A 16,792-nucleotide genomic window follows, 5' to 3' on the forward strand; every position below is an offset into this window, starting at 1 on the left:
GGTGCCATTTTCAGATACATCGTAAGATATATCTTGACTCGACCGTGGCGGGCACTTAGTTGAGATATATCGTAAGACATAACTCAAGGAGCAGACAATGCACAAAGACAATCATTTCGGGCATCATCGTTTTGGCGAACACGCCGAGCGCGTTTTCATGCATATGGCCGGCAAGTTCGGTGGGCGCGGCGGCTTTGGTCCGTTCGGGCATGGCATGAGAGGCGGCGGACGCGGCGGGCCGGGCGACATGTTCCGCGCCGGGCGCATGCTGGCCGACGGCGATCTCAAGCTGATCACGCTGTCGCTGCTGGCCGAGGCGCCGCGGCACGGCTATGACATCATCAAGGCGCTGGAGGAGCGCACCAGCGGCTTCTACAGCCCGAGCCCCGGCGTGGTCTACCCGACGCTGACCTTCCTGGAAGAGGCCGGCTACGCCGTTTCTACGGCGGAAGGCAACAAGAAGGTGTTTTCAATCACCGAGGCTGGGCAGGCGCACCTCAACGAAAATCGCGAGATGATCGACCACGTGCTCGAACATCTCGAGTGCTTCGGCCGCAAGATGGCGAAGGCGCGCGACTGGTTCGGCTGGAACGATGACGGCGACGGTGGCCGGCGCGGCCGCGGCCGCTCGGAAAAGCGCGACGAGTTTCGCGCCGTGCGCCACCGGCTGCGCGCCGCGCTCGGCGAAATCGTCGATGCGCCTGAAGCAAAGCAGGCCGAGGCAATCAGCATATTGGAAGCTGCCGCAGAGGCGTTGGAAGCGTTGTCGCGCGACTGACCTCTGAGTGCCAAGCCAGCTGCGGCCCTTGCCCGCTCGGCCAAGGACCGGTACTGAAAATCATCCTGCACCGCGCTATGTGGTGCAGGATGATTGCCGTTGGAGGATACCCCATGTCTTTTCTGAAGCGTCTTTTCGGCGGAGGCAACGAAGCCGCCGAGCCAAAGACAGCGGCGCCGGCAAAGCAGATCGAGCACAAGGGATTTTTGATCAGCGCCACGCCCTACAAGGCGGAGGGCCAGTACCAGACCTGCGGCGTGGTTTCGAAGGAGATCGACGGCGTGATGAAGGAGCACAAATTCATCCGCGCCGACCGCTTTGCCGGGCTTGATGACGCTGTCGACATCTCGATCAAAAAGGGCATCCAGCTGGTCGACGAGCAAGGCGAGAAGATCTTCGGATAGATCGGCTACTACAGCCTTGGGTCGATTGGCTCGCTTTCCAACGCCAGCACGGCGAAGACACACTCGTGAACCCGGCGTAGCGGCTGCTTGGCGACAAATCGCGTTAGCGCTTCGCGGCCAAGCGCGAACTCTCTGAGCGCCAGGCTGCGCTTGCCGGCCAGGCCGCGTTCTCGGAGGCGGACGAGATTGTCGGGCGCGTCATATTCGGGACCATAGATGATGCGCAAATATTCCGGGCCGCGGACCTTCAGCGCCGGCTGGATGAGCCCCTTCTTGCCACGGCTGACGAAGTCGCATGGTTTGACCACCATGCCTTCGCCGCCTGAGCCAGTCAGCGCTTCCCACCAGGCGACGGCCTCGGCACACGCGCTGCCGTCGGCCAGATCAACCATACGCCATCGAGTCGGCGTGACCACGCCGCCACGGGCAGCCAGACGGTCCGCGAGCGACATGTGCCAGACATGGTCCTGGTCAAACCAAACACGTCCCTCGCTGGCCAGCAGGTGGAAAGGCGCGGCCTTAAGGTCCTCGACGCCCGAAACTGGCCATACGTAGGGCACCCAGGCGGTGGCGTATTTGGCTGCGCGGACGGCCCGGTCTTCAAGGCGTGCGTTCAGGCCGGCTGCATCGACGCCGCGCGCCATCGCACGGGCCAGCGCCTCGCTGCTGGCCTTGAGACCGGCGGCAGAGGATGTGGCCACAGGCGCATACTGGCTTTCGATCAGACTGCCGGCTTTGGCCGACCAAGGCATTATCTCGGCGTCCAGCAGCAGCCAGTCGCTGTTCAATTCCTTCCACAGATCCGCCGCGTCGACCTCGGTGCGAAGACGGGCGAGCAGGTCCTCCGTCATGGCACTGTCATTGAAAAAGGAGCGTCCGGTGCGGGTCCAGATTGCGCCGGTTTCGTCGCCAGGGACCCCGAAGCGGCTGCGTGCCGCCTGCGCGTTCCGGCAGAGCGCGATCACTGCCCGCGAACCCATGTGCTTCTCCTCGCACACGATCTGCGCAACGCCGCGCTCGCGGAAGTAAGCGAAGGCATCCTCCGGACGTTCCAGCCAGCCGTCCTGGCTGCTGGTCTCGGACGGCGACATGGTCGGCGGCAGATAGATCAGCCATTGCGGCGAGAGCGCGAAGCGGCTCATCACCTCCAGTGCTGCCGACGCGTTCTCCTCGGCCACGACAATCCGGCCCCTCAGTCCGGTCTCGATCCAACGGCGACCGGAGACATCCTGATAATCGAGCACGCCGTCGGCGTCGGCCTGTGCCGATTTACCGGGACCGGACCCGCCCAGCGGACGTATCGGCTCCGACCAGGTCTGGATTGCCGGCACCTCGACCAGTTCGCGTTCCGGCCAGCGCAAGGCCGTCAGCTTGCCGCCAAATACGCATCCGGTGTCGATGCACAGGGTGTTGTTGACCCATTCGGCCGATAGCGTGGGCGTATGTCCATAGATAATGGCCGTCTTGCCACGATAGGCCGCAGCCCAGTCGGCACGGACGGGCAGCCCGAACTCGTCGGTCTCGCCTGTGGTCTCGCCGTACAGAGCGAACTCGCGCACAGCGCCGGAACCGCGTCCGATCATCTCTTCCTTGAGGCCGGCATGGGCGACGGCGAGGCCTCCGCCATCGAGCCAGACATGGCTGCGCAGGCCGTCGAGAAAGGCCGGCAGCGCCTCGCGCAGGCCTCGGTCCTGTGCAGTTAGCTGATCGACAGTCTGCTGGAGGCCGTGAGCGACCGTGACCTTGCGGCCTTCTAGCCAGCGGCTGAGTTTGCGTTCATGGTTGCCCTGGACACAGTAAGCCGTTCCAGCCGCGACCATGCTCATGGCAATGCGGAGTACGTTGGGCGAGTTGGGGCCGCGATCGACGAGGTCGCCGACAAAGACGATCTTGCGGCCCTCTGGTGGGACCACGGTGACCGTTCGGTCGCCCTGATGCTCAGACCAGACGATGCTGTAGCCCAATCGAGCGAGCAGGATATGAAGCTCATCCGAACAGCCGTGGATGTCGCCAATGATATCGAACGGGCCATGGTCGTCGCGCTTATCGGTCCACAGCGGCTGTCGCGACACCTCGGCCGCGTCGATGCTGGCCTCGCTGGTAAGCTTCCAGACTTGGCGGAAGCCCTCGCGTTGGAGGCCGCCAAGACCCTTGCGGATCTCGGTTGTCATGCGCTGGGCGACCCCGGCGCCGAACTGCCGGTCGGCTCGCACCGCATTGCGTGCGACGCACACCTCGACGCCTGGATCGAGGACCACGGCGACGGGCAAAGCATGCCACTTGCGCGCCAGCTCAATCCAGGGCTTGCGGTCGGCGGCTCGCACATTGGTGGCGTCGATGACGGCCAGCCTGCGGTGTTTGAGCCGCTTGCCGGCTATTTCGCGAACCAGATCGAAGGCATCCGCAGAGACGTCCTGGTCGGTTTCGTCGTCGGAGATCAGCGCCCGGCACTGGTCCGAGGAGATAATCTCGGTCGTCAGGAAATGCTTGGTGGCGAAAGTCGACTTGCCCGATCCGGTCGAGCCGATCAGCACGACGAGGGCGAAGTCAGGAATGGTGAGGTTGGTCTTATCAGGTTCTCTCATCGGGTGAACACCGCCATCTGTGTGGGGGCGCCGAGGGTCGGGTCCTCGGCTCCGATACCGCTGAAGGTGGCTGCATAGCCATAGATCTCGCCGATTTTGGCCGCCCAGGCTTGGAACTGGGCCCGGCTCCATTCGAAACGGTGATCGGGATGGCGAAATGCGCCAGGGACCAGTCTTGGAAACAGAGCGTTGTAGTCCGCATTCGGAGTGGTCACGATGACGGATTTGGGCGCCGTCTCACCGAAAACGATGCGTTCGACCAGGGGCAGCCTGTCCTCGTCGAGATGCTCGATGACCTCGACCAGAACGGCGACGTCGGCTGCGGCCCAACGGCTGTCGCGGTAGGTCAGCGATCCATGCAGCAGCGTGACCCGGCCCTCGGGCGGCCCGCCTAATTCGTTCAGCTTGAGACGCTTTGCGGCCCATTCCAGTTCGCGCGCCGCCGGATCCAGACCGAACAGCTTGTGGATCCATCGCTCGCGCACCAGCCTGTCGAGCAGCTTACCTTCACCGCATCCCAGATCCGCAACCGTGGTTCCTCCCGTCGCCCGAATGGCGTGGACAACTGCGTCCATGCGCAGATCGTTGAGCCGGATAGGCGTCTCAAGCGCTTCCTCGGGCGTGGCGCGCAACTCGGCAGGTCGTGCCTCGCCAGCCGTCTCGGGAGCCAGCCGCTCCAGAGCGATGCGGGTCAAGGCCCTGCGATTGCCCAGATAGCGGCGCACGATCAGGTCTTTGGCCGGATGATTTTCCAGCCAGCCTTCGCCTTTGGACAGCAGCTTGTCGATCTCTGCTTCGCCGACCCAGTAATGCTTGGCATCGTCCATCACCGGGATCAGCACATAGAGGTGGTTCAACAAGGCGCTGAGCCGGCCCGTGCCGGTCAGCTTCAGATGGCCGTATCGGGGCTCGCCTGCAGCACCCCCGATTCCTTCGATTGGCGTCAGATCGACTGTCCAGCCCAAGGGTTCGAACAAACTTCGAACCAGAACCTCACCGCCGCGCGTTGGCAGTGGCGTAACCACGGCTTCCAGCGGCAGTTCGCTGTCGGCCAGTTCCTGGCGCTCCTTCGATATACCGGTCATCGCCGTCCGCAGCATTTTGTTCAGCGCCACCGACAGGAAGGATGATGCTGCGTAAGGCCGGTCGTTCACATATTGGTCGAGCAGGCCTTCTGCCTGGCCCTTGCCCCGCACCAGGCCCACAGGATCGACATCGAGCAGGAGTGCAGCCTCGCACCGCTCTTCGGTTGCCTCGGGATAGAACAGCCACGCCTTGCCGAAAGACAGGTCGGTCTCGTGCAGGCGATCCGGATGCTTGTGCAGCAAGAAACCGAGATCGGTGGCCGGACGGTGCGTTGTGGCAACGGAAAGGAACATCCGCGACCGATAGCGCAGACAAGCGGAATAACCAATGGCGGTTGTGTGGCCCACCACAATAGGTTGTCGCCAACGACAACAAGGGCAGGCGCCGGGCGCCTGCCCTTGTACAATTCAGACGATGCTGACGCTTTACGCCGCGGTGGCGACGCGCTCGGCATTGCCGGTCGCGGCTACAATGGCGTCGACCTTGGTCGAGGCCTTGGCCAGCGCTGCTGCCAGCGCATCGGCGCCCATGCCGACTCCTTCGATGCGGATGACCTCGAGATCGGTCATGCCGAGGAAGCCAAGCACGCTGCGCAGGTAGGGAATGGCGTGATCGAACTGCACGGCCGCACCTTCGGAATAGATGCCGCCCGAAGCCAGCACGATGTAGACCTTCTTGCCGGTGACGAGGCCCTTGGGGCCGTTCTCGCCATAGGCAAAGCTCTTGCCGGAACGGGCAATGTGATCGACCCAGGACTTCAGCGTCGAGGAGATGTTGAAGTTGATGAAGCCGGTGGCGAGAATCACCGAATCGGCGGCGAACAGTTCATCCAGCACGACATCGGAGACGCCAACGACTTCAGCCTGGCGCGAGGTGCGCGCTTCGGCCGGCGTGTAGATGCCGGTCGCATAATCGGCATCGATGTGCGGCAACGGATTGGCGACGAGGTCGCGCACGACAAGCGTGTTCGACGGATCGGCGGCAACAAGCTTTTCGGCGAATTCAGTAGCAATACGGGTCGAGTGTGAGGCAGCGCCGCGCGGGCTCGATGTGACAAGAAGGATGGACATAATGGGGTCTCCAGGGTTGGATCAAAATCTCCCGGCAGATATGTGTACGCGGACCCATTTGAAAAACTGGTATATTTTGTATATTATCCATCTAAAATGTGGATTGAACGATGCAACCGAACCCGACGCTTGACCAACTGCAGATCCTGGTTGCGGTGGCCGAGACCGGCAGCTTCTCGGCCGCCGGGCGCAAATTGAATCGCGCGCAATCGGTGATCAGCTACGCCATCGCCAACCTCGAAGCGCAGCTCGGGCTGAAGCTGTTCGAGCGCGAGGGCACGCGTGAACCGCAACTGACCGATGTCGGCAAGGCGACGCTGGAAGATGCCCGGCGAATGGTCGGCGTGCTGCAACGCATCCGCTCGCGTGTCGACGGATACCGGCAGGGATTGGAGGCGGAAGTTACGCTGTCGGTCGACGTGACGCTACCGTCGCCGGTGCTGGTTCGGGTGCTAAAGGCATTCGAGGCGCAGTTCCCGGCCGTGACGCTGCGTCTGCATATCGGCTCGCTTGGCCTTATCCTCGATCATGTTGTCGGCGGACAGGCCGATCTCGGCATCGGGGGGCTTCTGGGTGAGACGGACGTGAATCTGCTTCGCATCGGCTTCTTCTCCCTGGTGCCAGCCGCAGCGCCTGATCACCCGCTGGCGCTGCTGCCGAGACCAGTGGCGCTAGAGGATGTCCGCGAACACATCCAACTGGTCGTCTCGGACCAGTCCGAGCGTACGCGCGGGCGTGACTATGGCGTCTTCGCCTACCGCACCTGGCGGCTGACGGATGTGCGCACCAAGCACGTGCTGATGCGCGAGGGGCTGGGCTGGGGCGGGCTGCCGCGATGGCTGATTGCCGATGATCTGGCGAACGGCCGGCTCGTCGAACTCGATCTCGAGCCTTACAGCGAAGTCCGCTCGCCGCTCTATGCCATGCACCGCGCCGATCGCAGCCCAAAACCGGCGGCCGCCTGGCTGATCGACCAGTTCAAGCGCCAGCTAGGCTGTTTCAACGAGTTCGAACCGGGTGAGGTGCCTGAGGAGGAGCCGGAGACAGGCCGTCGATCAGCGCTATGAGAACGGCGCGATAGTCCTCGATCGATGCTCCAGTTTCGATGGCGAGCGCTGCGCGGTCGAAGGCGGCAGCGAGCAAAGCGGTCAGTGCTTCCACAGGCAGTCTCGTCATGGAGTGCGAGCGCATCGCGGCAACAAGGCCTTCGCGCAGCGAACGGTTGCCATGGCGATTGTCGATCGCATCCATGGCGGCGCGGCCGAGCACGGCCGGGCCATCAAGCAGCAAGAGCCGCGTACGGCCGGGCGCACGCATGGCAGCCAGACAGGCATCCGAGCCGGCAATCAGCGCATCGCGGGCAAATAGCGAAGGCGGCGACGCGCGTTCGATCTCTTCCGAGACGGCTTGCGCCTCCTGTTCGACCACAGCGGCAAACAACGCCTGCTTGTCGGCAAAGTGATGATAGAGCGCGCCGCGCGTGACGCCGGCAGCGGCGGCGATCTCGGGTGTGCCGGTCTCGGCATAGGACTTTTCGGTGAACAGTTTGCGAGCCGCGGCGATGAGCTCGGCGCGTGTCGCGGCGGTGCGATCACGGTTGGAGCGGCGAGCGGATCCTTGTTGCATACATGCAGCCTGTATGTTAATTCCATTTACCTGCAGACTGTATGTTATTTGCCGGGAGAAGGAAAGATGAGGACGACGAGCTATTATCCGGTGCTGATGACGAGCGACGTTGCCGGCACGGCAGCCTTTTGCGCATTTCGGCTTCAAGCCGCTGTTTGAGGCCGACTGGTACGTGCATCTGCGCTCGGCCGAAGACCGTCGCGTCAACCTCGGCATCGTCCAGGGCGATCATGAGACGATCCCGGAGGAAGGGCGGGGCCGCACATCTGGCCTGCTGATCAATTTCGAGGTCAGGGATCCGGATGCCATCTATGAGCGGATCACCGCCGCTGGCCTGCCGATCCTGCGAACGCTGCGCGACGAATCCTTCGGCCAGCGCCATTTCATCACCAGGGATCCCAACGGCGTGCTGATCGACGTGATCAGGCCGATCCCGCCGAGCCCAGAATTTATGGCGCAATATGCGCAGGGTGCTGCGGCGCGCTAACTCGCCCGCGCCAACGGCATCACGGTGACCTGAGTAATGCCGGAGCGGCGCACCACCGTGCACAGTGTCTCGCGGCCGATTCGCTCGGCGTCGAGCATGCGCACCAGATCGTCGACGCCGGTGACCGGGCGGCCGTCGATGGCGGCAATAATGTCGCCTTCCCTGAGGCCGGCCTTGTCCGCCGGGCTGTTCTTTTCGACGGTGCGAAGGCGCACCGCCGTGCTGCTCGACACTTGCGACAAAAGGGCTGCGCGGCGCGGCAGGTTGGTGGTATCGGCGGAAACGCCGATGAAGGCGCGGCGCACACGGCCGAAGCGGATGATTTCCGAGATGACGAAATTGGCGGTGTTGGAGGCAACCGCGAAGGCGATGCCTTGCGCACCGTGGATCATCGCGGTGTTAACGCCGATCACCTCGCCGGCCGAGGACACCAGCGGGCCGCCGGAATTGCCGGGGTTGAGCGCGGCGTCGGTCTGGATGACGTCGTCGATCAGCCGGCCGGTGGAGGCGCGCATCGAGCGGCCGAGTGCCGAGACGACGCCAGTGGTGACGGTCCATTCGAAGCCGAGCGGATTGCCGATGGCAATTGCAATCTGGCCGCGCCTCAAACGCTTGGAATCGCCAAGCGGCGCAACATCGGCAAAGTTGCCGTCGGCGCGCACCAGCGCAATGTCGGTGTCGGGATCGCGGCCGAGCACGCGGCCTTCCCTGGAGGCGCCGTCCGGCATTGACACGCGCACGCTGCGCGCATCGCCGACGACGTGGAAGTTGGTGACGACCAGCCCGTCCTGCGCGATGACGAAGCCGGAGCCATGGCCGCCCGGGCCACCGATGCGCTCGATGCGGCAGACGGCGGGCCCGATGCGGTCGACGGCATCGGCGACCGTCGCCGAATAGGCATCGAGAAGGGCATCGTCATATTGCAATTGCTGGGCGGGCAGGGCCATCCGAGGGCTCCGTTTGGAACAAGATGAACAATGCCTATATGTGCGGAGCGGCCGGACCGGCCGCGACCTGACCAGATGGCCAGTCACATGCCCAAACTAGCCGTCAGGCGAGTATCCGCCAACGTCCTGCCGGGCGATATCTGGGTCACGAAGAACCCAGGAGATAAATCATGAGCGATTTCAATCTGAGCACGTTTTCCGACGCCATTGCCGACATCGCGGCAGCCGCGGCACCAGCGACGGCCAGCTTCGCGACGCACCACCGGACGTCAACTGCTTTCCACTGGCGGGACGGCTATTTCGTCACTGCCGAGGAGGCGGTCGAGGCCGGCGAGGAGATCGAGCTGACGTTTTCTTCGGGCGAAGCCGTCAAGGCGGAACTGGTCGGCCGCGACCCGTCCACCGGCACGGCCGTTTTGAAACCGGCCGGCGCGCCGGGCGCCCCGTCACTGGTAAAGGCGGATGCGGTGCGGCCGGGCAATCTGGCGGTCGTGGCGGGCAATAGCGACGGCACCTCGCTCGCTACCTTCGGCACGGTCGGCGAGGTCGGCCCGGCCTGGCGTTCAATGCGCGGCGGCACGATCGACCGGCGCATCAACCTTGCCGTCAATGCCGGCGGCCGTTTCGAGGGTGGCCCTGTGCTCGACGCCAAGGGTGGACTGATCGGCATGCTGCTGTTCGGGCCACGCCGGCGGGCGCTGGTCATGCCTTACGAAACGATCGAGCGGGCAGTCACGACGCTGCGCGAGAAGGGCCATGTGGCGCGCGGCTATCTTGGCGCCGGCCTGCATCCGGTCCGCAATGGTGATACACAGGGCGCCATGGTGATGAGCCTCGACGATAACGGGCCGGCGAAATCAGCCGGTCTCAGTCTCGGCGACATCATCGTGTCGTGGAACGCGGAGACGGTGCATGGCCCGCGCGAGCTGATCCGCAAGCTCGGGCCGGACAGCGCCGGTGCCTTGGTCACACTCGGCGTGGTGCGCGGCGGCGAGAACCGTGAGGTTTCCCTGACCATCGGTGAAAAGCCACTGAGCTGAGGGATAGATGGTAAGCGGCGAGGTCGCTGGCAGACGGCTGACGGTGCTGATCGCGCTCGGTGACGTCGAGCGCGCGCGAAGTCTGTCCGCCGTTCTCGCCGCGACCGATGATCTGCGGCCGGTTCTGGCCGGCGAAGTCGACGGGCGTGAGGCGGCGGATGTCGCCATCGTCGATGATCATGGGCTACAAGGCGGGCTCGTCGACGCGGCTATGCCTCGCGTGCTGCTATCGTCGCGAGCGGCCCGCGAACGGCCGGCCGATACAGTGTTTGCCGTGCTGCCCGTGCAAGCGGACGAGTTGCTGATCGCCGCCGCCGCGCGGCTCGCGGCTGCGGGCTACCGGATTTCGCGCGACAGCCATGCTCTATCCGATCGGCATCACGATTTGACCTTCCATGACAGCGACCGGTTCGAAGAGGAACCGACTGACGAGCATATCGTCCGGCCGACGCTTTCGCCGCGGGAAAGCGAGGTGCTGGCGCTGCTGGCCGAGGGCGCCCCCAACAAGGTCATCGCGCGGCGGCTGAACATCTCCGTGCATACGGCGAAGTTCCATGTCGCAGCGATCCTGACGAAGCTCGGTGCCGCCAACCGCACCGATGCGATTGCCATCGCCATGCGGCAGGGCCTGGTGCTGGTCTAGCTCGTCTCAAGGCCGACGCAGCGTAACCCACATGCGGTGTGTTGGGCCTTGCGCGGCGGTTCTCAGCCGCGCAAGGATCGTGTCTTTCATGTTGCAGGAAGGCGCAAGGATGTCGCTCAAGGGAAAGACGCTTTTCATCTCCGGCGGGTCGCGCGGCATCGGGCTGGCGATTGCGCTGCGCGCCGCGCGCGATGGCGCCAACGTGACGATCGCGGCCAAGACCGCCGAGCCGCATCCGAAGCTGCCCGGGACCATCTACACGGCGGCGCACGAGATCGAGCAGGCCGGCGGCAAGGCGCTGCCGGCGCTGTGCGACATTCGGGATGAAGAACAGGTCGCCGAGGCGGTTGCCAAGACCGTGGAGCGGTTCGGCGGCGTCGATATCTGCGTCAACAACGCCAGTGCCATCCAACTCACCGGCACGCTGGAGACTGATATGAAGCGCTACGATCTGATGCACCAGATCAACACGCGCGGCGCTTTTCTCGTCTCCAAAATGTGCATTCCGCACTTGAGGTTGGCGGAAAATCCTCACATCTTGAATCTGGCGCCGCCGCTCGACATGAAGGCCAAGTGGTTCAAGAACCATGTCGCCTACACGATGGCAAAGTTCGGCATGTCGATGTGCACGCTGGGCATGAGCGCCGAGTTCGCCAGGGATGGCATTGCGGTCAATTCGCTATGGCCGATCTCGACCATCGACACCGCGGCGGTGCGTAACCTCCTGGGCGGGGCGACGGTGGCGGCGATGAGCCGTTCGCCCGACATCATGGCCGATGCGGCATACGCCATCCTGGTCAGGCCGTCGCGTGAGGCGACCGGCAATTTCTACATTGACGAAGAAGTGCTGCGCGCTGAGGGCGTCAGCGATTTCTCGGCCTATGCGCCGGGTGCGACAGGCCCGCTCGCCGGCGACTTTTTTGTGCCGGACGAGGTGTTCGGCCGGACGGATACCAAAATCAAAGGTATCTACTGACGGAAAGTATCTAGCTGACAGGCATATCTCTTAAAGACCGGCACAGACGCGTGCTCAGTCTTCGGCTTTCTTGGCTTTGCCAAGACCCATCAGCCGGTCGATATAGGCAAGCATCAGTGCCGACAGAACGAAGGCCAGATGAATGATGGTCAGCCACATCAGCTGGTCGGTCGTGTAGGAGACCGAGTTCAGGAACACCTGCAAGAGGTGGATCGAGGAGATCGCTATGATTGTCGAGGCGACCTTGACCTTCAGCGAGCCGACATCGATCGTGCCCAGCCAATGCACCTTGCCGTCATTTTCATCGAAGCGGCTGACGAAGTTTTCGTAACCCGAGATGATCACCATCACCACCAGTGAGGCGACCAGCGCGGCATCGATGAGGCCGAGTATTTTCAGGATGGTGTCGGTGTCATCGAGCGTGAAGGCAACGGAGACGAACTCGAACAGCTTGTTGCCGAAGGACACGGCATAGATGGCAAGTGCCGCACCCAGTCCGAGATAGAAGGCGACCAGCAGCCAGCGCGAGGCGAGAATGATCGATTCGATGGCGAGTTCGAGGCGCTTCATGCGGCGATTCGGGCTCCGTTGTCGGAGTGCCGTATTTCGGGCAGGCTGCGGCGGTTTGCAAGGTTTCAAAAAAACGAAACCCCGCCGGGGAGGGGAACCGGCGGGGCTCGTGTGTCCCGCTGGAGTCGGGACAGGGCAGGGAACGCCCTTTCCAGAATCTGGGATGGGTAACCGCGCGTTTCAAGATTGATGACCGCGCGATTCAATGGTTGATCAAATCGCGCGGTTCACATTGCGGTTTATTGGGCGCTGGCCACAGGCGCTACCAGGGGGGTAATCCGGCGGATGGCGACGCGGCGGTTCTCGCGGTTGGGTCCCGACGTGTTGACCTTGAGATACTCCTCGCCATAGCCCTGCGTCGTCAGGTTCTCCGGCGGGATGCCAAAGGCGTTGGTCAAGGCTTCGGCGACCGCCTCGGCGCGGCGGTCGGACAGAGCAAGGTTCGCTTCCGGTGTGCCGACAGCGTCGGTATGGCCCTCGATCAGGAAGCTCTCGGCCGGGTTTTTCTTCAGCAGCTTGTCCATGGCGTTGGCAACACCCTCCAGCTTCTGGACCTCGGTGTCGGAAATCGAGGCCGAACCGAATTCGAAGTTGAGCGTGTCGAGGTCGATGCGGCGGGCGATGTCGCGCACGCGGGCCGAGCGCTTGACCTCGTCGATCGAATAGAGGCGCTGGACCCTCTCGACCGGCGGCCGTTCGAGGAAGGTGTAGTAGTCGTCCGGATCCTCGACCTCTTCGGAATCCAGAATGTATTCCTCTTGCGGGATGGTAAGGCGCATCGGCGGCAGGTCGTCGCCCGGGTCGCGCCAGTCTGCATCATCGTCATAGTTCCGCTCGTCGACATAGCTCAGCACATATTCGCGGCCGTCGGGCGCGATGCGTGAACGCTGGATGACGTCGCCGTAGCGATTGCGGATGGTGACGATCCGGACACCATTGTCACGCTCGACTATTTCCCGGGTGCGATCGCCCGACAGGTCCTCATAATAGACATTCCTGGCGCCGCGGTGCATGCGCGGTGCATCGCTGCTTTCGACGAACGTCTGGTTGTTGAACTGGAGGATAACGCGGTCGCCGAATTCCCTGACGACGTTGGCACCCTGGGGGCGCGGACGACGACGAACATCCTCGATGTCCGGCGCACGCTCGACGCGCTTGCCTTTTTCCTCGGTCACCGGAACGATTTTTTCAGGCTTGATCTCCCGCTGGGCTGCCCGGTCGTCGGTGGGTGGCGGCCCCTGATCGACCGGAGCCGGCTTCGGGGCTTCCACCTGGTTCTCGCCCTGCTGGGCGGGCTGGTTGCCCTGCCGCTTACCGGCATTTTGGCCGCGCTCCTTGCCACCCTTGCGCTTGCGCAAGACATCCTTCTGGCTGTCCAGAACAGGTGCCTCGTTCGGATTGGCCTGGGCTTCACCCTGGACCGGATTTTCCCCCTGGACCGGCGCGGCCTGGCCAGTCGAAGGCTGTTCGCCGGTCGAGGGCTGTTGCTCTCCTGTCACCGGCTGTTCGCCGACAGGCCTCTTGCCACGTTTCTTGATCTTGTCCTGGGGCTGTTCGCCCGGGACGGGAGCGGCCTGCTGCTCGGTCGGAGCCGGTTGGGCCTGTGGGGTCGCTTCCTTATTGGTCGGCGCCGGCTGGCCTTCCGCCTCCGTGGCGGGTCCGGTCAATTCAGCAGGCTTCTTGCGCTTGCCCGGCTTTTGTCCGGGCTCGACAGTCGGAGCCTGTTCTGCCGGGGCAGCCTCGATCTGCTGGTTCTGTTTTTGCTTCTTCTTGCGCGGATTGACGTTGGGCTGGTTGTCGTTTGCCGGCGCTGCCTGCTCGGCCGGTTGTTCCGATGGGGCCGCTTCGATCTGCTGCTGATTGCGCCGCTTCTTGCGGGGCTGCTCGGTCTCGGCCGGAGCGATCTGCTCGGCCGGAGCGGATTCTGTTTGCTGCTGCTGATTGCGCCGCTTCTTGCGGGGTTGCTCGGACTCGGCTGGAGCGATCTGCTCGGCCGGAGCGGATTCTGTTTGCTGCTGCTGATTGCGCCGCTTCTTGCGGGGTTGCTCGGACTCGGCCGGAGCCGCCTGCTCGGCCGGAGCGGATTCCGTTTGCTGCTGCTGGTCGCGCTTCTTCTTTCTGGGCTGCTCTGCCTGCTGGCTCTGCGCGCAGGCCTCCGCCGACTCGCCCTCGGCGCAACTCGATTGCACTGGGATGAGCGGCGCTGCGGTGCGTTGCACGGGGCCGAGTGCGGCATTGCCTTGCAGCGGGAACGCGCCTAGCGGCGCGGACGCCATCAACAGGCCAAGCGCCGTGCCTGCCAGAATCCGTGGTTGGCGTTTCATCATAAACACTCCTTGTGGCGTCCCATCCCTGCCCAAACTTTCAGCAACCATGTTTGGTTCCTGTTTGTAGGTTCTAGCTGTGGCACAGGGCGATTGACCGGCGTTTTGAAGGCGACTTCATGTCATTCGTATGGTCCTGGCGTATGTTCCGGCGTATGGTCCCGGCGTATCGTTCGGACGAGGGTGCACGGTTGCCGTGCTTGACCTTGAAGCGTCCGGGGGCCACATGCCGACGATGGAAAAGCCGTTCTGGAAGACCAAGACGCTCGAGGCGATGACCCCGGCCGAGTGGGAATCACTCTGCGACGGTTGTGGCAAGTGCTGCCTGTCGAAACTCGAAGACGAGGACACCGGAGAGATCTACTGGACCAGCGTCGGCTGCCGGCTGTTCGACGCTGGAAGCTGCCGCTGCTCCGACTATGCCAACCGGCTGGCGCGTGTTCCGGATTGCGTCGGGCTGACGCCGCAGAACGTGCGCACCATCAGCTGGCTGCCCAAGACCTGCGCTTACCGGCTGGTGGCCGAGGGCCGCGATCTCTATTGGTGGCACAGGCTGGTGTCGGGAAGCGACGAGACCGTGCACGAGGCCGGCATCTCGATGCGCGGCCGGGTCAGCGCCAGCGAGACCGACCTTGCCGAGCCGGACGACTATTTCGACCATATGCTCGCGGACGAGCCTTAGGATTTCCTGCGGTAACGAAGACCGGGAACCATGGCAAAAGGGTACGTTCCCCATCTGCCCTGCATAGAACGGTTCCAGAAACGGACAGACTAACGGCTGGCCCATTCTTGCCGCATGAACGGGGGATGAATGGCCGGTTCGCAAAAAATTCAGACAGGCGGGTGCATTCTCCTCGCATAGGTTTGACGAAAACGGGTGGAAACCCTCAAACAAGGAGAGAAGACAATGTTCAATACCATCAAGACGGTTGCTCTTTCGGCACTTGTCGGCCTTGGCACGCTTGCTGCCATCCCCGCTCATGCTGACAGCATCTATCTCGGCTTCGGCAACAACCAGGATCCGCGCGTCGGCGTCTATACCGGCGACGAAGATGATGGTTACTATCGCGAACACCGCCGTCATGGCGGCTGGCGCCGGTCCTGTTCGCCGGAGCGTGCCATTGACAAGGCCGAACGCATGGGCCTGCACCGCGCCCGCATCATCGACATCAACCGCCGCACGGTCAAGGTCGCCGGCCGCCAGTATGGCGACCGCGTCGTAATCGTATTCGCCAACGAGCGCGGCTGTCCGATCATCTATCGCTAAGGTCTTCGGGCTTGCGGCCGGCTGACTTGCAGCCGGTAGAGTAGCGGAGCCCTTTCCGCCAGGACGGAAAGCGCGGCTCAAAAAACCCCGGAGGATCGATCCTCCGGGGTTTTTTCATGCTGCAAGCGATGATCATTTCAATTCGAAAGTCACCGTCACCTGTGCGGTATAGGAATTCTCGCCGGCTTGCACCGGGACCGACGCGCCGGCGGCATCGAATGCCTTGGCGTTGATCGGCATCGGCGGTGGTGCGAAATTCTGGTCGGTGATTTCCAGGACCCGGCCGATGCCGACGCCGGCCGCTTCGGCCAGCGTCTTGGCCTTGGCCATGGCATTGGCGACGGCCTTCTTGCGCGCCTCGGTGACGGCTGCCGCCGGATCGTCGTTGGAGAAGGAGATGCCGCCGCCCTGGTTGACGCCGAGCGACACCGCCTTGTCGAGAATGTCGCCGGTCTTGTCGATGTCGCGGACGCGCACCGAAAGCGTGTTGGTCACCTGATAGGCGACAAGCTCGGCCTCCTGGCTGCCGTCGGGCTTGTTGGTGTAGTTATAACGCGGATTGATCTGGATGCCCGCTGTCTGCAGGTCGCGCTCCTTGATGCCGGACGATTTCATGGCAGCGATCACCGCGGCCATGGCGTCGTTATTGGCATCGAGCGCTGCACGTGCCGTCTTGGCTTCGCGCATGACGCTGAGCGTCAGCAGAGCCAGATCGGGTGCTATCGCCGCCTCGCCTTCACCGGTGACGACGATACGCGGCGGCGGTGGCGAATCGGCGGCGGCCGCGATCGCCGGAAATGCGATTGCGGCGGCAATCGCCAGGGGCAAAATACGTCTGGTCATGAAATCTCCTCGATCTGGGATCCCAAGACAGCCGAGTGTTGGCCGGCGTCCAATGGGCGACGTGCAATAGGTTATCAATATGGGCTGATTTGGGCGATCCCTGCCAGCCCCTTGGAACGCCTGCTCGGAAAGCCCTCGGAAAGCCT

16 protein-coding genes and 1 pseudogene are annotated in these 16,792 nt (G+C 63.4%); 9 read left to right on the forward strand and 8 right to left on the reverse strand.

The genetic code is table 11. The annotated features are described in order from the left end of the window. Positions 1-97: 97 nt before the first annotated feature. Both NKH16_RS18795 and NKH16_RS18800 read left to right on the forward strand, forming a co-directional pair. Positions 98-778, forward strand: coding sequence for a PadR family transcriptional regulator (locus NKH16_RS18795; RefSeq protein ID WP_352747583.1), 681 nt, complete (start codon positions 98-100; stop codon positions 776-778). 113 nt (positions 779-891) lie between these two features. Beyond that, positions 892-1,182 (forward strand): HlyU family transcriptional regulator, encoded by a 291-nt coding sequence (locus tag NKH16_RS18800; RefSeq protein ID WP_023678291.1) that lies wholly within the window; start codon positions 892-894, stop codon positions 1,180-1,182. An 8-nt stretch (positions 1,183-1,190) separates the two neighbouring features. Here NKH16_RS18800 and NKH16_RS18805 read toward each other — a convergent pair whose 3' ends face one another. The 3 genes from NKH16_RS18805 to NKH16_RS18815 all read right to left on the reverse strand — a co-directional run bounded on the left by NKH16_RS18805 (position 1,191) and on the right by NKH16_RS18815 (position 5,923). Then, positions 1,191-3,767, reverse strand: a complete 2,577-nt coding sequence (locus NKH16_RS18805) for a polynucleotide kinase-phosphatase (protein WP_352747586.1) — start codon at positions 3,765-3,767, stop codon at positions 1,191-1,193. Beyond that, positions 3,764-5,146, reverse strand: coding sequence for a 3' terminal RNA ribose 2'-O-methyltransferase Hen1 (locus NKH16_RS18810; RefSeq protein ID WP_352747587.1), 1,383 nt, complete (start codon positions 5,144-5,146; stop codon positions 3,764-3,766). Before NKH16_RS18810 ends, NKH16_RS18805 begins: the two co-directional genes overlap by 4 nt. 132 nt (positions 5,147-5,278) lie before the next feature. Then, entirely contained in the window at positions 5,279-5,923 is a 645-nt protein-coding gene (locus NKH16_RS18815; protein WP_352473960.1) for an FMN-dependent NADH-azoreductase, read from the reverse strand. Between the two features lie 110 nt (positions 5,924-6,033). Here NKH16_RS18815 and NKH16_RS18820 point away from each other — a divergent pair, with 110 nt between their 5' ends. Next, on the forward strand, positions 6,034-6,990 hold the full coding sequence (locus NKH16_RS18820) for a LysR family transcriptional regulator (protein ID WP_352747592.1): 957 nt from the start codon (positions 6,034-6,036) through the stop codon (positions 6,988-6,990). Here NKH16_RS18820 and NKH16_RS18825 read toward each other — a convergent pair. Then, the gene (locus tag NKH16_RS18825; protein WP_352747595.1) at positions 6,923-7,549 is read right to left on the reverse strand and encodes a TetR/AcrR family transcriptional regulator; all 627 of its coding nucleotides are present in this window, start codon (positions 7,547-7,549) and stop codon (positions 6,923-6,925) included. The genes NKH16_RS18820 and NKH16_RS18825 overlap by 68 nt on opposite strands. Positions 7,550-7,615: 66 nt before the next feature. On the opposite strand from NKH16_RS18825, the pseudogene NKH16_RS18830 reads away from it, so the two are divergent. Next, a pseudogene (locus NKH16_RS18830) lies at positions 7,616-8,036 on the forward strand (VOC family protein). Here the strand turns inward: NKH16_RS18830 and NKH16_RS18835 are convergent. Beyond that, positions 8,033-8,983: a S1C family serine protease gene (locus NKH16_RS18835; RefSeq protein WP_352821962.1), complete on the reverse strand. Its 951-nt coding sequence runs from the start codon at positions 8,981-8,983 to the stop codon at positions 8,033-8,035. The pseudogene NKH16_RS18830 and the gene NKH16_RS18835 overlap by 4 nt on opposite strands. A gap of 170 nt (positions 8,984-9,153) precedes the next feature. Between NKH16_RS18835 and NKH16_RS18840 the strand changes: the two genes are divergently transcribed. The 3 genes from NKH16_RS18840 (at position 9,154) to NKH16_RS18850 (ending at position 11,642) form a co-directional block, all read left to right on the forward strand. After that, positions 9,154-10,023: a S1C family serine protease gene (locus NKH16_RS18840; RefSeq protein WP_023678283.1), complete on the forward strand. Its 870-nt coding sequence runs from the start codon at positions 9,154-9,156 to the stop codon at positions 10,021-10,023. A gap of 7 nt (positions 10,024-10,030) precedes the next feature. After that, the gene (locus NKH16_RS18845; protein WP_352450729.1) at positions 10,031-10,666 is read left to right on the forward strand and encodes a helix-turn-helix transcriptional regulator; all 636 of its coding nucleotides are present in this window, start codon (positions 10,031-10,033) and stop codon (positions 10,664-10,666) included. Positions 10,667-10,775: 109 nt separating this feature from the next. Next, positions 10,776-11,642 carry an SDR family oxidoreductase gene (locus tag NKH16_RS18850; protein ID WP_352747625.1) on the forward strand — a complete coding sequence of 289 codons (867 nt, stop codon included), beginning with the start codon at positions 10,776-10,778 and terminating at the stop codon, positions 11,640-11,642. 54 nt (positions 11,643-11,696) lie between these two features. Here the strand turns inward: NKH16_RS18850 and NKH16_RS18855 are convergent, their stop codons facing one another. Continuing rightward, positions 11,697-12,212, reverse strand: a complete 516-nt coding sequence (locus NKH16_RS18855; RefSeq protein ID WP_352747602.1) for a TIGR00645 family protein — start codon at positions 12,210-12,212, stop codon at positions 11,697-11,699. Between the two features lie 239 nt (positions 12,213-12,451). Then, positions 12,452-14,536: an OmpA family protein gene (locus NKH16_RS18860; protein ID WP_352747605.1), complete on the reverse strand. Its 2,085-nt coding sequence runs from the start codon at positions 14,534-14,536 to the stop codon at positions 12,452-12,454. A 235-nt stretch (positions 14,537-14,771) separates the two neighbouring features. Here NKH16_RS18860 and NKH16_RS18865 point away from each other — a divergent pair, with 235 nt between their 5' ends. Together NKH16_RS18865 and NKH16_RS18870 are read left to right on the forward strand one after the other, a co-directional pair. After that, positions 14,772-15,218, forward strand: coding sequence for a YcgN family cysteine cluster protein (locus NKH16_RS18865; protein ID WP_023678278.1), 447 nt, complete (start codon positions 14,772-14,774; stop codon positions 15,216-15,218). Between the two features lie 225 nt (positions 15,219-15,443). Beyond that, positions 15,444-15,803: a hypothetical protein gene (locus NKH16_RS18870; RefSeq protein WP_352637442.1), complete on the forward strand. Its 360-nt coding sequence runs from the start codon at positions 15,444-15,446 to the stop codon at positions 15,801-15,803. A gap of 132 nt (positions 15,804-15,935) precedes the next feature. Here NKH16_RS18870 and NKH16_RS18875 read toward each other — a convergent pair whose 3' ends face one another. After that, the gene (locus NKH16_RS18875) at positions 15,936-16,646 is read right to left on the reverse strand and encodes an SIMPL domain-containing protein (protein WP_352472400.1); all 711 of its coding nucleotides are present in this window, start codon (positions 16,644-16,646) and stop codon (positions 15,936-15,938) included. Positions 16,647-16,792 lie beyond the last annotated feature (146 nt).

It is taken from the genome of Mesorhizobium sp. M1307, from assembly GCF_040318155.1.
Lineage (GTDB): Bacteria > Pseudomonadota > Alphaproteobacteria > Rhizobiales > Rhizobiaceae > Mesorhizobium.

Coding starts and splice junctions, on each gene's coding strand:
- NKH16_RS18850 (WP_352747625.1), top strand. CDS start 10,776: ATGTCGCTCAAGGGAAAGACGCTTTTCATCTCCGGCGGGTCGCGCGGC.
- NKH16_RS18820 (WP_352747592.1), top strand. CDS start 6,034: ATGCAACCGAACCCGACGCTTGACCAACTGCAGATCCTGGTTGCGGTG.
- NKH16_RS18865 (WP_023678278.1), top strand. CDS start 14,772: ATGGAAAAGCCGTTCTGGAAGACCAAGACGCTCGAGGCGATGACCCCG.
- NKH16_RS18840 (WP_023678283.1), top strand. CDS start 9,154: ATGAGCGATTTCAATCTGAGCACGTTTTCCGACGCCATTGCCGACATC.
- NKH16_RS18795 (WP_352747583.1), top strand. CDS start 98: ATGCACAAAGACAATCATTTCGGGCATCATCGTTTTGGCGAACACGCC.
- NKH16_RS18835 (WP_352821962.1), bottom strand. CDS start 8,983: ATGGCCCTGCCCGCCCAGCAATTGCAATATGACGATGCCCTTCTCGAT.
- NKH16_RS18825 (WP_352747595.1), bottom strand. CDS start 7,549: ATGCAACAAGGATCCGCTCGCCGCTCCAACCGTGATCGCACCGCCGCG.
- NKH16_RS18815 (WP_352473960.1), bottom strand. CDS start 5,923: ATGTCCATCCTTCTTGTCACATCGAGCCCGCGCGGCGCTGCCTCACAC.
- NKH16_RS18800 (WP_023678291.1), top strand. CDS start 892: ATGTCTTTTCTGAAGCGTCTTTTCGGCGGAGGCAACGAAGCCGCCGAG.
- NKH16_RS18810 (WP_352747587.1), bottom strand. CDS start 5,146: ATGTTCCTTTCCGTTGCCACAACGCACCGTCCGGCCACCGATCTCGGT.
- NKH16_RS18855 (WP_352747602.1), bottom strand. CDS start 12,212: ATGAAGCGCCTCGAACTCGCCATCGAATCGATCATTCTCGCCTCGCGC.
- NKH16_RS18875 (WP_352472400.1), bottom strand. CDS start 16,646: ATGACCAGACGTATTTTGCCCCTGGCGATTGCCGCCGCAATCGCATTT.
- NKH16_RS18845 (WP_352450729.1), top strand. CDS start 10,031: ATGGTAAGCGGCGAGGTCGCTGGCAGACGGCTGACGGTGCTGATCGCG.
- NKH16_RS18805 (WP_352747586.1), bottom strand. CDS start 3,767: ATGAGAGAACCTGATAAGACCAACCTCACCATTCCTGACTTCGCCCTC.
- NKH16_RS18860 (WP_352747605.1), bottom strand. CDS start 14,536: ATGAAACGCCAACCACGGATTCTGGCAGGCACGGCGCTTGGCCTGTTG.
- NKH16_RS18870 (WP_352637442.1), top strand. CDS start 15,444: ATGTTCAATACCATCAAGACGGTTGCTCTTTCGGCACTTGTCGGCCTT.